This window comes from Bianquea renquensis (assembly GCF_014384895.1).
GTDB lineage: Bacteria > Bacillota > Clostridia > Lachnospirales > Bianqueaceae > Bianquea > Bianquea renquensis.
The window spans coordinates 41,063-53,752 of the sequence record NZ_JACRSQ010000020.1 but is presented as its reverse complement, the minus strand read 5'-3'; the positions used below and the strand labels follow the sequence as shown (position 1 = coordinate 53,752).

Here is a 12,690-nt window from a genome sequence, read left to right as displayed (position 1 = left end):
AGCGGATAGAAGCCTATAAGGCCAAATGGTGTGTATAACATAAATATCCGCCATATCTGAACACAGATATGGCGGATGCCTATAATCTTATTTTAGATATTTCGCTTGTCTACTTGACAAGGGGCTGATCATTTGGATGGCTCTGGTTTTTTTGCGTATTTCATGGATGGGTTGCGTCTACATAGTTGATTTTTCTTAAGAAATGCCGTATAATAAGAAAAATGGGTAGCCGTATCCGTACGGCGTGGAGGCTATATGAGGGCAAAACCGGTGATTGGGATTACGACGGATTATGATATGCAGGAGAACCGGTATTATCTGAGAGAAGAATATGAGAAAGCGGTCGTCGAGTGTGGAGGAATCCCTGTAGGCATCTTTGCGCCAGCTGGCCGTCCGGTGCAATGGTCCGGCGGTGCAGAGCAACTGCTGGAAGACTATACAGTGGACAATACCTTATGGGAGGTATTGGACGGAATCCTTTTCAGCGGGGGAGAGGACATAGATCCTATGTTTTACCGTGAGAAGACGCGGCAAGAAAATGGAGAGATCAATCCCATACGCGACCGGTATGAGCTGAATTTGGCGAGAGAAGCTATGGCGCGCGATATCCCCTGTCTTGGCATATGCCGTGGTATTCAGGTGATGGCGGTGGCCTGCGGAGGAGGCATCTGGCAGGATTTAGCCATGCTAGACGGATTGCGCGTCCAGCATAAGGGGAAAGCGCCGAACTGGTATCCGATTCACTCTGTCAGGGTGGAGGAGGGGAGCCGGTTAGCGGAAATATTGGGGGAGAGCCAGATTCGAGTCAATTCGAGCCATCATCAGGCTGTCCGGGAGAGCCGGGAAGATCGGTACAGGGTTAGCGGGAGAGCGGAAGATCTGGCGGTGGAAGCGATCGAGATGTGCGATCTGAGGTTTTGGATCGGGGTCCAGTGGCATCCAGAACGAATGCTGCATGATCCCATTCAAAGGCGGTTATTTCAAGTATTTATAGACACATGTAGCACCACAAGATAAGGAGAGATGAGCGTGGACATTCAGCTAAATGATATTGTAAAACTCAAAAAGCCCCACCCCTGTGGCAGCTACCAGTGGCGAGTGCTCCGCACAGGGATTGATTTCCGGCTGCGCTGCACAGTCTGCGGTCATGAGGTTATGATTCCCAGAGAAAAATTGGAGAAAAAGATTCGGCGGATTTTGCGGGGCGATACGGAGATAAATCCCAATAAGCAGTAAAAACTACAGAAGTGCAAACTGCGGGAAATGATGGGTTTCTATTGGCTATGGGAGAAAACTATGGTATAATAATCGCGTTAGCGATTATAAGCGCCGGCCGCGCAGTGAGCGAAGCGAACAAACCGCGGTTTACGAGAGTATTTATCTGTGGGAAAATTGGGGAGGGATGTGCATGAAACGATCCGTTGCAAAGGGCCTGAATATTTATTTCATCCTTCTGTATTTTGTATTGCTTATTTTGACTGCCACGACTGCCATGTTCTTTGCCAGCGGAAACAACACAGAGGGCATCATCTCCGCATGTCTTGTCGTTGTGACGGCAATCGCGGCGTTCTATGTGATTATGGTTCTGCGGACGACCGTGAGCGAACGGATTCTGTGGAATGCGGTCCAAATTGGAACGATCCACGAACAGTATATGAATCAATGGGATTATCCCTATGCGATCCTCACGCTGGAACGGACAGTCTTATGGTATAATCAGGAGTTCAAGAAACTTTTTGCGGACGTTGATGACCTGGAGGAAAAGAGCATTGAGGAGCTCTTAGGGGGAATAAAGCTACAGAAGGACGGCAGGGAGCTGGAAGAGAAGGAAATTACCTATAATGGCCGCTACTATTTCCTGCGGCTGAACCGGGTTCAAATTGAGGATGACGAGCAGGCGGAGGAGAAAGACGGGCTGGATGAGCACGTAAAGCAGTTTTATACTATAAGCCTGATTGATATCACCCGCGAGGTGGAGCTGGAACAGGAAAATCTGGACCGGCAGACAGTTGTCGCGCTGATCTATATCGACAATTATGACCTTGTATTCAGCAGCATGGAGGAAGGCCGCAGGCCCTTATTGGAGGCCATGATTTACCGTCGGCTCAACGACATGGCGGCGGAATTGGGCGGCATCTTGACGCGCCTCGAGAAAGATCGATTCTTTTTGATCTTTCCGCATAAAGCGCTGCTCAAAATTGAAGAGGGAAAATTTAAAATTCTGGAAGAGGTTCGAAAGCTCAATATTGGAAATAAATTGCCGGTAACTCTCAGCATCGGCGTCGGAATCGATGAAAAACTGGAGCAATCCCAGGAGTACGCCAGGGCTGCAGTGGATTTGGCCCTCGGCCGCGGCGGCGATCAGGCGGTGATCAAGAATGAAGAGCGGTATATTTTCTATGGAGGCCGCACCAGCGGCGTAGAAAAGAACACGAGAGTGCGAGCGCGCTTGATCGCCTATGCCCTCAAGGAACTCATTGTCGAGTCGGACCGTGTTTTTATCATGGGGCATAAAAATCCAGACCTGGACTGCTTTGGGTCTGCGCTGGGAATTTATCGGGGAGTGACCGCGCTCAATAAGCCGGCCCATATTATCATGGGTGGCCCTCACCCAGCGGTCATGGATCTATACCGCAGGGTGGTGGAGGAACGGGATTATGCCGATATCATCATTGATGAAGAGCAGGCCCTTGACTATACCGATGAGAATACGCTATTAATTTTAGTCGACGTCAACCGGCCATCGATCTGTGAGAGCAGCCGGCTTGTGGAGATCATCAAGAATGTGGCGGTTATCGATCATCACCGGACCAGTGTTGAAAATGTAGGAAAGGCTGTTGTGTCCTATGTGGAGCCGTATGCATCCTCCGCCAGCGAGATGGTGACAGAGGTACTACAATACCTTACGGAGCGGATTAAGCTAAAACCGGTGGAGGCGGACGGACTCTTTGCGGGGATCGCCCTGGACACGAAAAATTTTACCATTAAAACGGGAGTCAGGACCTTTGAGGCCGCCGCCTTCTTGCGGCGCAACGGCGCAGACTCAATCCGAGTTCGGAAAATGTTTAAGAATGATATGGAGGAGTACAAGGCCAAAGCACAGATTGTGGCCAGCGCAAAGATCGTATATGATACCATGGCGATTGCAGAGTGGGTTAGCGGGATGGACAACGCCAATGCGGTGGCAGCGCAGGCTGCCGATGAACTGCTGGATATTGCGGGAATCCGTGCTTCCTTCGTATTGACGAAGACTCCTGAACAGGTCAATATTAGTGCCAGATCCCTTGGGGACATCAATGTGCAGCTCATCATGGAGAAGCTGAGCGGCGGTGGGCATCTCACGGTGGCTGGCGCGCAGCTGAAAGGCGTATCTTTGGAGGAGGCAACAGCCAAACTTCGCGAGGCCATAGAAGAATTTACGCGCGGATCGGACAGAGAGTAACGGCGGTCTGCCGTGCAGGACAGAAAGGGGTAAACACGATGAAAATTTTATTGCTGGAAGATGTAAAGAAACTTGGGAAAAAAGGCGAAATCATGGAAGTGAGCGATGGTTACGCCAAGAATTATATTATACCGAAAAAATTGGGGAAAGAAGCGACGAAAGAGGTTATCAACGAATGGTCTATCAAAAAGGAGAGCGAAGCCAGAAAAAAAGAGCGGGAAGCCGAGGAGGCAAAGGCGTTGGCGGAGACTCTCAGCAAGACGGTTGTTGTCATCAAGACGAAATCCGGCGAGGGCGGGCGTCTGTTTGGCTCCATCACATCCAAAGACATCGCGGAAGCGCTGCTCAAAATGGATCTCAATGTGGATAAGAAAAAGATCTTTGTGAAGGACCCCATCAAGGCCATAGGCAATTACAGTGTAGAAGTAAAGCTTCATGCCAATGCGGCAGCCAACCTCACGGTCCGCATTGAAGAAGCGTAAAGTTGCGGGAGAGATACAATGGCAGATGAGAATCTAACGCCGAGAGTTCCACCCCACAGCGAAGAGGCGGAACAATCGGTGCTGGGCTCTATGCTCATGGACCGGGACGCAGTCAACGTGGCGGTTGAAAACCTATCGCAAGAGGATTTTTATAATTTGCGCCATGGCGAGATTTTTGGAGCCATGGTGGATCTATATCATGAGAACCGCGCAGTGGATCTGGTCACTCTGAAAAACCAGCTGGAACAAAAGGGAAAGCTGGAGGCCGCCGGCGATATGAAGTACTTGAGTCAGATTGCCGCCGCCGTACCCAATTCGGTCCATATTAAAAACTATGTGCAGATTGTAAAGGACAAATCCCTCTACCGGAAGTTTATTCAGCTTGGCAATCAAGTCATGGCCGAGGGATACAGCACGGAGACTCCCATCGATGTCCTATCTGAGGAGGTGGAGCAGAAAGTATTCCGCATTCTTCAGAATAAAGGCAACGAGGACTTTTCCCACATTCGGGACGTGCTGCTGGAGACCTTTGACGATATCGAGCGGATTGCAAAGAGCGAAGGTGAGATTACCGGTATCCCCACCGGATTTGTGGATCTGGATTATCGGACCTCGGGTTTACAGCCATCGGACCTTGTACTGGTAGGCGCAAGGCCCTCCATGGGAAAGACAGCTTTCGCGCTGAATGTTGTGCAGCATGCGGCGGTTCGGAAGCATAAATGCAGTGCCATTTTCAGCCTGGAAATGTCAAAGAAGCAGCTAGTCAACCGAATGCTGTCCTGTGAGGCGGGCGTGGAGTCGGAGAAGCTTCGCTCCGGAAAGCTGGAGGATTCGGATTGGGAGAAGCTAGCCATGGCGCTGGCACCGCTGTCGGAGGCGCCGATCTATATCGATGACACGCCGGGCATCACCTTGGCGGAGATGCGCTCCAAATGCAGAAAGCTTAAGTTGGACAAGGGGTTAGACCTCATTATGATCGATTATCTTCAGCTCATGAGCGGAAGCGGACGAAATGGGGACAACCGGCAGCAGGAGATTTCGGATATTTCCCGGGGGTTAAAAGCGCTGGCCAGGGAGATGCAGGCTCCGGTGGTTGCGCTGTCCCAGCTGAGTCGGGCCTTGGAGGCCAGAGCCGATCACCGCCCCATGCTGTCGGATCTGCGTGAATCAGGTGCCATTGAGCAGGACGCGGATGTCGTCATGTTTCTGTACCGGGATGAGTACTATCATCCGGAAACAGAGGATAAGAATATCGCGGAAATCATCATCGCTAAGCAGCGAAACGGCCCGACGGGAACTGTGAAGCTGGCGTGGCTTGGACAATATACAAAGTTTGCAAATTTGCAATTTTAAGAAAAGCAGGAAGTCTGTCTGGGAACAGTTCCTGCTTTCTTATCCCAAAAGTCCGCCGAAAGGCGGACCTGATTCGAAGAACCAAAGGTTCTTGCAAAGTTTGCGAGGACGCAACTGCTCAATCACGATACTCCTGAAATCTACAAGATGAAAGGAAGGTCCAATCATGGCAAAGGAACAGTCGAAGCTGTCTTTTCTATGGCGGCTTACCAGAGGACATCGGTTTAAATTTTTGCTTGCTCTCCTGTTTTTATTCGCAGCCAGCTTCGCGGCCCTCATCGGCCCACAGGTCATCCGTCTGTTTATCGACTCGGTGGTTGGCGGCATGTCGCCAGGGCTTCCAGCCGTTGTTCTTCCGTGGTTCGAGTCAGCTGGCGGTACGGAAATGCTGCGCCAAAATCTGTGGCTAGCTCTCATAGGAATTGTAGCCGCAGGGGGGTTGTACATGCTATTTCAGTATATGTATGATGTGACGGCAGGGGACGTGGGGGAGAGCGTGGCGAAGAATACTCGCGAAAGCATTTACACCCATCTTGTCCGCCTTCCCTATGATTATTTTGTGCGGACGCCTTCGGGTGATATTTTGCAGCGCTGTTCCTCCGACATCGGTGAAATTCAATCCCTTCTATCGGAGGATTTGATGTCCATCATCGGCGCAGTGATTACCATCGCCGTCAATCTGGCAATCATGATTGCCATTGACCCGGTCTTAACCGTGGTATCGGTGGCCCTGGTGCCATTCATGATTATTCTGACGTCGATAACAAAGGGCGTCATGGCTAGGGCCTTTGAAAAAAATAAGAGCTGCGGTGACGATCTAGCGAGCTTTATGCACACCTATGTCCAGGGAATCCGAGTGATCAAAGCCTTTGGCCGGCAAGCGTACGAAAATTCGCGTTTTCAGAAGCTCAATCAGAGTCTGGGTGACAGCGTCCGTGACACAGAATACGCGTCCGCATACTACTGGCCCTTTTATCTCACCCTGATTCTAGGGCAGACAGCTCTGGTGATCATTGTCGGGATTTTTCGCGTTGCAGGCGGCTTGACCTCCGTTGGGACTGTGGTCGCCTTTATCTCCTACTCAACAGCGACGATCAACCAGTTCCGATATTTTGGATACATCCTAATCTCCATCGCAATGGCGCAGGTGGCGCTGGGGCGGCTCGATGACATCCTTGGCGAGGAGCAGGAAATGCCGGATGGCGAAGACTTTGAGAAAGCCCTCCAGGGAGACATCGGCTTTGAGAATGTATCCTTTTCCTATGGGGAGCGGCAGATTCTGCGAAATATAAACCTGCATGTGGCGCCCGGAGAGACAATCGGAATCCTGGGAAAGGCTGGTTCAGGGAAATCGACGCTAATGCAACTCTTAGTCCGCCTGTATGATCCCACATCGGGGCGCATTACAGTCGATGGACATGACCTTAGCACAATCTCCCGCCAGTATATGCGGAATAACGTGGGCTTTGTGGTGCAGGAGCCCTTCTTGTTTTCGCGAACGGTGGCGGACAATATTGCAATGGCACAGCCGGATGCGACGGAAGACGAGATCCGCGCTGCGGCGGAGATGGCGTCCGTTGACCAAGATATTCAGGCATTTCGCGACGGATATGGAACGGTGGTTGGTGAGAGAGGGATGACGGTGTCGGGGGGACAACGGCAACGGATCGCCATTGCACAGACGCTGATTCGAGATTGTCCGATTCTCATACTGGACGATTCCCTGTCCGCTGTGGATGCTGATACCGACAAGCGAATCCGGTGGGCTCTCAAGAGGGCGGCAGCGAACAAGACCGTCTTTGTGATCTCCCACCGCATCAACAGCTTAGCGACTTGTGACCGTATCTTTGTGCTGGAGGACGGCGAAATCACAGCATGGGGGACGCACAGAGAACTGGCATCGAGGGAGGGGCTGTACCGGCGAATTATGGAAATTCAGTCCGCAGACAGGGATATGGTGCTGGAGGATGTGGAGAAGGCTCATCAGGAGGGGGGACTGGCATGAAGAAGACGGATACGCAGATCCAGCGGGACGGGCGCAGGATGCTGAACCGGCTGCTGTCATACCTCAAACCATATCGCAGAGAACTCGCCTTCGGCATTTTTGTCCTTGCGGTGCTGGCAGCGTTGGATACGATTTTTCCCATCATGCTAAGGGAGGGGATTGACCGATTTGCGGAGACGGGTTCCCTTGAAGGAATCTGGGAATATGTAGGCATTTACATTGCCCTTATCGCGCTGTCCACCGTGTTTGTCTCCCTGGGCCTGAAATCCTGGGCTCGAAGCTGGGGCTATTTACTCAACGCGCTGCGGCGGGATCTATTTGGTAAATTGGAATGTCTCTCGCTGGATTACTATGATACGGCGCGCTCAGGATGGATTATCGAACGATTTATGCGGGATGTGGACATCATAGCATTTTTTCCCACAAAATTTGTGCATCAGCGCGGAAGCTGTGTGTTTCGCCTTGTGTTCTTTGCCGTGGTCATGCTTGCGCTTGATTGGCGCATGGGGCTGATTATCATGGCCACCATACCGCTCATCCTGCTCCTCATCAAGTTTTTTAGCATATTGATGATCAAACGCCAGCGGGAAACGCGGCGGCAGGGCTCCGATATGACGGCTTTTTTCTCTGAGACTGTCACCGGAGCTAAAAATATTAAATGTTTGAATTTGGAGGACCGGCTGACAGAAGAGTTTCATGAACAATCCACACAGGTCAAAAAGGTGTCCATGTCGCTGATCCGAGTTAATTCCGCGTACGCACAGGCAATCTACTTTATGGGATGTCTCACCATGGGCATTGTGGTTACCCTTGGCACTTCCCTCTGCCTTGACTACAGTATGAGCGTGGGTACCCTTGCGGCCTTTATCTCCTATGCCACTGCACTTTACAACAATATTGTCAGCCTGTCAGCTGTGGGGGAGCGATACCAGAACTGCAAAGCGGCCATGGAGCGCTTTTTTTCCTTGCTGGATCAGCCGGTCCGGGTGGATGATACCCCGGAGGTTAAGGCACAGTATCCCGACGAGGCGGCCATAGCGCATCTGCCTAAGCTACATGGCGGCATTACCTTTGAAAATGTACATTTCTCCTATGAGGACGGTCAAACTGTTTTTCGCGGCCTCAACCTGACCATCCGCCCGGGGGAGACCATTGCCCTCGTCGGGGAGACCGGGGCGGGAAAGACAACCCTTGTCAATCTGGCCTGCCGGTTCTATGAGCCGACAGAAGGCCGAATTCTCCTGGATGGCCAGGATTATCGAAACCTGCCTCTCCGGTATATATACAAAAACCTGGGCTATGTGCTCCAATCACCACATTTATTTTCGGGTTCGATTCTAGAAAATATTCGGTATGGCCGGCTGGACGCCACCGATGAGGAGGTGAAAGCGGCGGCGCGAATGGTGTATGCGGATGCCTTCATTTCAAGGTTGGCGGAGGGGTATCAAACGGATGTAGGGGAAGGGGGGAGCCTATTATCCACCGGCGAGCGGCAGCTCGTGTCCTTTGCCCGCGCGCTGCTAGTTGACCCGTCGATTCTCGTATTGGACGAGGCCACAGCCAGTGTGGACAGTGAGACGGAAGTACTGATCAGCAAAGCGACGGAGGCGCTCATTGAGGGACGGACCACCTTTATCATTGCCCACCGATTATCGACGGCGCGAGGTGCTGACCGCATCCTGGTGGTTGATCACGGGGCAGTGGTGGAAGATGGAACCCATGAGGAACTGATGGCAGCTCGAGGGTACTACTATCGCCTGAATCTTCGACAGTATGAAAATGAATTGTTGGCCTAAAGGAAAAGGGGCTGTCTCAAAATGATTTTGCGAAATCATGAGGGACAGCCCTCTTTATTTGCATGAGGCTGGGAAAAATGGGACAACCAGGTGCGTTCCCAACTGGCCTGTTTGTATTTTATGATGCAGCTTCAGAAGGTTGTAGGCCATGCTCACTAGATACCATCCAACCATGACATTGGAATTCCCCGTATCAGAAACCGCCGGAAGTTCATGTCCTCTTTGATCATGGCAAATACACCCTCCGACTGGATGGAACGGTTGACTCGGAGCAGAATCCCTTCCTCTATGGATATCTTTTGCTCTATGACTTCCCGCTGCCGGATGCACTTCTCCTTCACCGGACACTCCTTGCAGTTGGCGCATTCATATACCGTCACATCCTAGACATAGCCCGTCTCTGACTTCCGATTTTCACAGCCACAGTCTGTAGTTTCTGCCCCTGTGCACATGTATAGATATCTTTCTCCTCGTCATAGGCCATATTTTCCCTGCGGCCAATGTCACTTTTATACTTGCGCTTCTTTTTCTGCTCACGGTTGGAAGGCTTTACAAACAGGGAGAGCTGCTCCCTTCCATCTACATAGTGGTAGTTCTCCTCACTCTCATAGCCGGAATCTGCCATGACCCGGTTTACAGGGTATTTCTGACACAGCTTTTCCAGAAATGGGATAAAGGTTTTGGTATCCGTCCGGTCTTCCCCACAATATATTATATATTGGAAGACTGCCCGCCGGCGTGCATTTTTCTTCCCGATTCTCCGCCGGCAAGATCGTCTCGCCGCTGGCGGCAGGGAATTAGCCTCCGTGTGCCCGCTGGCCGGTGTCGTTCTTAGCCTTGCCGGCGTGCATTTATCGTTCTGTTTTTCCGCTGGCAAGATCGTTTCGACGGTGGCGGTGTGGAATATGTCTCCGTGTGCCCGCTGGCCGGTGTCGTTCTTAGCCTTGCCGGCGTGCATTTATCGTTCTGTTTCTCCGCCGGCAAGATCGTTTCGAAATTGGCGGCGTGGAATATGTCTCCGTATGCCCGCTGGCCGGTGTCGTTCTTAGCCTTGCCGGCGTGCATTTTTCGTTTTGTTTCTCCGCCGGCAAGATCGCCTCGCCGCTGGCGGCGTGGAATTAGCCTCCGTGTGCCCGCTGGCCGGTGTCGTTCTTCGCCACGCCGGCGTGCATTTATTATTCTGTTTCTCCGCCGGCAAGATCGTTTCGACTTGTGACGGCGTGGAATATGTCTCATTATGCCCGCTGGCCAGTGTCGTTCTTAGCCTTGCCGGCGTGCATTTTTCATCCCGTTTCCCTGCCGGCTCGGTCGTTTCGACGGTGGCGGCGGAGAATATGTCTTCGTGTGCCCGCTGGCCGGTGTCGTTCTTCGCCACGCCGGCGTGCATTTATCGTTCTGTATCTCCGCCGGCAAGATCGTCTCGCCGCTGGCGGCGTGGAATTAGCCTCCGTGTGCCCGCTGGCCGGTGTCGTTCTTCGCCACGCCGGCGTGCATTTATCATTCTGTTTCTCCGCCGGCAAGATCGTTTCGAAATTGGCGGCGTGGAATATGTCTCATTATGCCCGCTGGCCAGTGTCGTTCTTAGCCTTGCCGGCGTGCATTTTTCGTTCTGTATCTCCGCCGGCAAGATCGTTTCGCCGGTGGCGGTGTGGAATATGTCTCCTTATGCCCGCTGGCCGGTGTCGTTCTTCATCTCGCCGGCGTGCATTTTTCGTTCTGTATCTCCGCCGGCAAGATCGTTTCGCCGGTGGCGGCGGAGAATATGTTTCCGTGTGCCCGCTGGCGGCTGTCGTTCTTCGCCACGCCGGCGTGCATTTATCATTCTGTATCTCCGCCGGCAAGATCGTTTCGCCGGTGGCGGCGGAGAATATGTTTCCGTGTGCCCGCTGGCGGCTGTCGTTCTTAGCCACGCCGGCGTGCATTTATCATTCTGTATCTCCGCCGGCAAGATCGTCTCGCCGCTGGCGGCGTGGAATTAGCCTCCGTGTGCCCGCTGGCCGGTGTCGTTCTTCGCCACGCCGGCGTGCATTTATCATTCTGTATCTCCGCCGGCAAGATCGTTTCGCCGCTGGAGGCAGGGAATTAGCCTCTGTGTGCCCGCTGGACGGTGTCGTTCTTCGCCTTGCCGGCGTGCATTTTTGATCCCGTTTCTCTGCCGGCTCGGTCGTTTCGACGGTGGCGGCGGAGAATATGTCTTCGTGTGCCCGCTGGACGGTGTCGTTCTTTACCTCGCCGGCGTGCATTTATCATTCTGTTTTTCCGCCGGCAAAATCGTTTCGACTGTGATGGCGTGGAATATGTCTCCGTATGCCCGCTGGCGGCTGTCGTTCTTCGCCACGCCGGCGTGCATTTATCATTCTGTTTCTCCGCCGGCAAGATCGTTTCGACTGTGATGGCGTGGAATATGTCTCCGTGTGCCCGCTGGCGGCTGTCGTTCTTCGCCACGCCGGCGTGCATTTTTCGTTCTGTTTCTCTGCCGGCAAGATCGTCTCGAAATTGGCGGCGTGGAATATGTTTCCGTATGCCCGCTGGCCGCTGTCGTTTTTAGCCACGCCGGCGTGCATTTATCATTCTGTTTTTCCGCTGGCAAGATCGTTTCGACGGTGGCGGCGTGGAATATGTCTCCGTGTGCCCGCTGGCCGGTGTCGTTCTTCACCTCGCCGGCGTGCATTTATCATTCTGTATCTCCGCCGGCAAGATCGTTTCGCCGGTGGCGGCGGAGAATATGTCTTCGTGTGCCCGCTGGCCACTGGCGTTCTTCACCTCGCCAGCGTGCATTTTTCGTTCTGTATCTCCGCCGGCAAGATCGTTTCGACTGTGACGGCGTGGAATTAGCCTCCGTGTGCCCGCTGGCCGGTGGCGTTCTTCACCTTGCCGGCGTGCATTTTTCATCCCGTTTCCCTGCCAGCTCGGTCGTTTCGCCGGTGGCGGCGGAGAATATGTCTTCGTGTGCCCGCTGGCCGGTGGCGTTCTTCGCCACGCCGGCGTGCATTTATCGTTCTGTTTCTCCGCCGGCAAGATCGTTTCGACTGTGACGGCGTGGAATTAGTCTCCGTATGCCCGCTGGCCGCTGTCGTTCTTCGCCACGCCGGCGTGCATTTATTATTCTGTTTCTCCGCCGGCAAGATCGTTTCGAAACTGGCGGCAGGGAATATGCCTCCGTGTGCCCGCTGGCCGCTGTCGTTCTTCATCTTGCCGGCGTGCATTTTTCGATGTGTCTCTCCGCCGGCAAGATCGTCTCGACGATGCCGGTGGGCAATTTGCCTCCGTGTGCCTGCTGGCCGCTGTCGTTCTTCGCCACGCCGGCGTACAAAAGGGGGCTGTCGGGAAATAGACAGCCCCCTGTGTTATCCCAATAGAAAAGTCCGCCGTGAGGCGGACTTGTGCGAAGAACCGAAGGCTCTTCCAAAGTTCGCATTCTGCGAACTTTTATTCTGCTGAAGGAGCGCCAACAGGACAGACACCGGCGCAAGCGCCGCACTCGATGCAGGTTTCAGCGTCAATTACGTACTTGCCGTCACCCTCCGAGATGGCGCTGACGGGACATTCAGCCTCACAAGCGCCGCAGCTGATGCAATCATCGCTAATTACGTATGCCATGGCAATAGCACC

General features: G+C 53.1%; 18 protein-coding genes. 7 read left to right on the top strand and 11 right to left on the bottom strand.

Going from position 1 to position 12,690, the window contains the following annotated elements; genetic code table 11:
- Nucleotides 1-255: 255 nt before the first annotated feature.
- From H8730_RS12700 to H8730_RS12670, 7 genes are all read left to right on the top strand, one after another.
- Nucleotides 256-1,017 carry a gamma-glutamyl-gamma-aminobutyrate hydrolase family protein gene (locus H8730_RS12700; protein ID WP_177718856.1) on the top strand — a complete coding sequence of 254 codons (762 nt, stop codon included), beginning with the start codon at nt 256-258 and terminating at the stop codon, nt 1,015-1,017.
- 6 nt (nt 1,018-1,023) lie between these two features.
- On the top strand, nt 1,024-1,236 hold the full coding sequence (locus H8730_RS12695; protein WP_283243971.1) for a DUF951 domain-containing protein: 213 nt from the start codon (nt 1,024-1,026) through the stop codon (nt 1,234-1,236).
- Between the two features lie 172 nt (nt 1,237-1,408).
- Complete coding sequence (locus tag H8730_RS12690) at nt 1,409-3,442, top strand: DHH family phosphoesterase (RefSeq protein ID WP_177718852.1); 2,034 nt, start codon at nt 1,409-1,411, stop codon at nt 3,440-3,442.
- A 38-nt stretch (nt 3,443-3,480) separates the two neighbouring features.
- A complete protein-coding gene (gene rplI / locus H8730_RS12685) occupies nt 3,481-3,924 on the top strand; it encodes a 50S ribosomal protein L9 (protein WP_177718850.1) in 444 nt (147 codons plus the stop codon).
- Between the two features lie 18 nt (nt 3,925-3,942).
- The gene (dnaB, locus tag H8730_RS12680; RefSeq protein WP_177718848.1) at nt 3,943-5,277 is read left to right on the top strand and encodes a replicative DNA helicase; all 1,335 of its coding nucleotides are present in this window, start codon (nt 3,943-3,945) and stop codon (nt 5,275-5,277) included.
- A 166-nt stretch (nt 5,278-5,443) separates the two neighbouring features.
- Nucleotides 5,444-7,282: an ABC transporter ATP-binding protein gene (locus tag H8730_RS12675; RefSeq protein WP_177718846.1), complete on the top strand. Its 1,839-nt coding sequence runs from the start codon at nt 5,444-5,446 to the stop codon at nt 7,280-7,282.
- Nucleotides 7,279-9,078, top strand: coding sequence for an ABC transporter ATP-binding protein (locus H8730_RS12670; RefSeq protein ID WP_177718844.1), 1,800 nt, complete (start codon nt 7,279-7,281; stop codon nt 9,076-9,078). The genes H8730_RS12675 and H8730_RS12670 overlap by 4 nt, the downstream gene beginning before the upstream one ends.
- 155 nt (nt 9,079-9,233) lie before the next feature.
- On the opposite strand, the gene H8730_RS12665 is transcribed toward H8730_RS12670, so the two are convergent.
- The 11 genes from H8730_RS12665 to H8730_RS12620 all read right to left on the bottom strand — a co-directional run bounded on the left by H8730_RS12665 (nt 9,234) and on the right by H8730_RS12620 (nt 12,678).
- Nucleotides 9,234-9,419: a transposase gene (locus tag H8730_RS12665; RefSeq protein WP_177718842.1), complete on the bottom strand. Its 186-nt coding sequence runs from the start codon at nt 9,417-9,419 to the stop codon at nt 9,234-9,236.
- A 35-nt stretch (nt 9,420-9,454) separates the two neighbouring features.
- On the bottom strand, nt 9,455-10,036 hold the full coding sequence (locus tag H8730_RS12660; RefSeq protein WP_177718839.1) for a hypothetical protein: 582 nt from the start codon (nt 10,034-10,036) through the stop codon (nt 9,455-9,457).
- Nucleotides 10,037-10,123: 87 nt separating this feature from the next.
- Nucleotides 10,124-10,465, bottom strand: a complete 342-nt coding sequence (locus H8730_RS12655) for a hypothetical protein (RefSeq protein WP_249289887.1) — start codon at nt 10,463-10,465, stop codon at nt 10,124-10,126.
- A 169-nt stretch (nt 10,466-10,634) separates the two neighbouring features.
- Entirely contained in the window at nt 10,635-11,000 is a 366-nt protein-coding gene (locus tag H8730_RS12650) for a hypothetical protein (protein ID WP_249289886.1), read from the bottom strand.
- Between the two features lie 3 nt (nt 11,001-11,003).
- A complete protein-coding gene (locus H8730_RS12645; RefSeq protein WP_249289885.1) occupies nt 11,004-11,321 on the bottom strand; it encodes a hypothetical protein in 318 nt (105 codons plus the stop codon).
- Nucleotides 11,303-11,428, bottom strand: a complete 126-nt coding sequence (locus H8730_RS17700; RefSeq protein ID WP_283243970.1) for a hypothetical protein — start codon at nt 11,426-11,428, stop codon at nt 11,303-11,305. Before H8730_RS17700 ends, H8730_RS12645 begins: the two co-directional genes overlap by 19 nt.
- 3 nt (nt 11,429-11,431) lie before the next feature.
- The gene (locus H8730_RS12640; RefSeq protein WP_249289884.1) at nt 11,432-11,749 is read right to left on the bottom strand and encodes a hypothetical protein; all 318 of its coding nucleotides are present in this window, start codon (nt 11,747-11,749) and stop codon (nt 11,432-11,434) included.
- Nucleotides 11,731-11,970, bottom strand: coding sequence for a hypothetical protein (locus tag H8730_RS12635; protein ID WP_249289883.1), 240 nt, complete (start codon nt 11,968-11,970; stop codon nt 11,731-11,733). Before H8730_RS12635 ends, H8730_RS12640 begins: the two co-directional genes overlap by 19 nt.
- Nucleotides 11,967-12,284, bottom strand: a complete 318-nt coding sequence (locus tag H8730_RS12630) for a hypothetical protein (RefSeq protein ID WP_249289882.1) — start codon at nt 12,282-12,284, stop codon at nt 11,967-11,969. Before H8730_RS12630 ends, H8730_RS12635 begins: the two co-directional genes overlap by 4 nt.
- Complete coding sequence (locus H8730_RS12625) at nt 12,266-12,496, bottom strand: hypothetical protein (RefSeq protein WP_249289881.1); 231 nt, start codon at nt 12,494-12,496, stop codon at nt 12,266-12,268. Before H8730_RS12625 ends, H8730_RS12630 begins: the two co-directional genes overlap by 19 nt.
- Nucleotides 12,497-12,507: 11 nt before the next feature.
- Nucleotides 12,508-12,678 carry a DUF362 domain-containing protein gene (locus H8730_RS12620; RefSeq protein WP_177716416.1) on the bottom strand — a complete coding sequence of 57 codons (171 nt, stop codon included), beginning with the start codon at nt 12,676-12,678 and terminating at the stop codon, nt 12,508-12,510.
- Nucleotides 12,679-12,690 lie beyond the last annotated feature (12 nt).

What these genes read in the sequence shown, in the direction of transcription:
- H8730_RS12640 (WP_249289884.1), bottom strand. Translation starts at nt 11,749, where the DNA reads ATGCACGCCGGCGAGGTGAAGAACGACACCGGCCAGCGGGCACACGGA.
- H8730_RS12675 (WP_177718846.1), top strand. Translation starts at nt 5,444, where the DNA reads ATGGCAAAGGAACAGTCGAAGCTGTCTTTTCTATGGCGGCTTACCAGA.
- H8730_RS12700 (WP_177718856.1), top strand. Translation starts at nt 256, where the DNA reads ATGAGGGCAAAACCGGTGATTGGGATTACGACGGATTATGATATGCAG.
- H8730_RS12645 (WP_249289885.1), bottom strand. Translation starts at nt 11,321, where the DNA reads ATGCACGCCGGCGAGGTAAAGAACGACACCGTCCAGCGGGCACACGAA.
- H8730_RS12630 (WP_249289882.1), bottom strand. Translation starts at nt 12,284, where the DNA reads ATGCACGCCGGCAAGATGAAGAACGACAGCGGCCAGCGGGCACACGGA.
- H8730_RS12650 (WP_249289886.1), bottom strand. Translation starts at nt 11,000, where the DNA reads ATGCACGCCGGCGTGGCTAAGAACGACAGCCGCCAGCGGGCACACGGA.
- H8730_RS17700 (WP_283243970.1), bottom strand. Translation starts at nt 11,428, where the DNA reads ATGCACGCCGGCGTGGCGAAGAACGACAGCCGCCAGCGGGCATACGGA.
- H8730_RS12690 (WP_177718852.1), top strand. Translation starts at nt 1,409, where the DNA reads ATGAAACGATCCGTTGCAAAGGGCCTGAATATTTATTTCATCCTTCTG.
- H8730_RS12635 (WP_249289883.1), bottom strand. Translation starts at nt 11,970, where the DNA reads ATGAAAAATGCACGCCGGCAAGGTGAAGAACGCCACCGGCCAGCGGGC.
- rplI (WP_177718850.1), top strand. Translation starts at nt 3,481, where the DNA reads ATGAAAATTTTATTGCTGGAAGATGTAAAGAAACTTGGGAAAAAAGGC.
- H8730_RS12625 (WP_249289881.1), bottom strand. Translation starts at nt 12,496, where the DNA reads ATGCGAACTTTGGAAGAGCCTTCGGTTCTTCGCACAAGTCCGCCTCAC.
- H8730_RS12660 (WP_177718839.1), bottom strand. Translation starts at nt 10,036, where the DNA reads ATGCACGCCGGCAAGGCTAAGAACGACACCGGCCAGCGGGCACACGGA.
- dnaB (WP_177718848.1), top strand. Translation starts at nt 3,943, where the DNA reads ATGGCAGATGAGAATCTAACGCCGAGAGTTCCACCCCACAGCGAAGAG.
- H8730_RS12695 (WP_283243971.1), top strand. Translation starts at nt 1,024, where the DNA reads ATGAGCGTGGACATTCAGCTAAATGATATTGTAAAACTCAAAAAGCCC.
- H8730_RS12655 (WP_249289887.1), bottom strand. Translation starts at nt 10,465, where the DNA reads ATGCACGCCGGCGTGGCGAAGAACGACACCGGCCAGCGGGCACACGAA.
- H8730_RS12620 (WP_177716416.1), bottom strand. Translation starts at nt 12,678, where the DNA reads ATGGCATACGTAATTAGCGATGATTGCATCAGCTGCGGCGCTTGTGAG.
- H8730_RS12670 (WP_177718844.1), top strand. Translation starts at nt 7,279, where the DNA reads ATGAAGAAGACGGATACGCAGATCCAGCGGGACGGGCGCAGGATGCTG.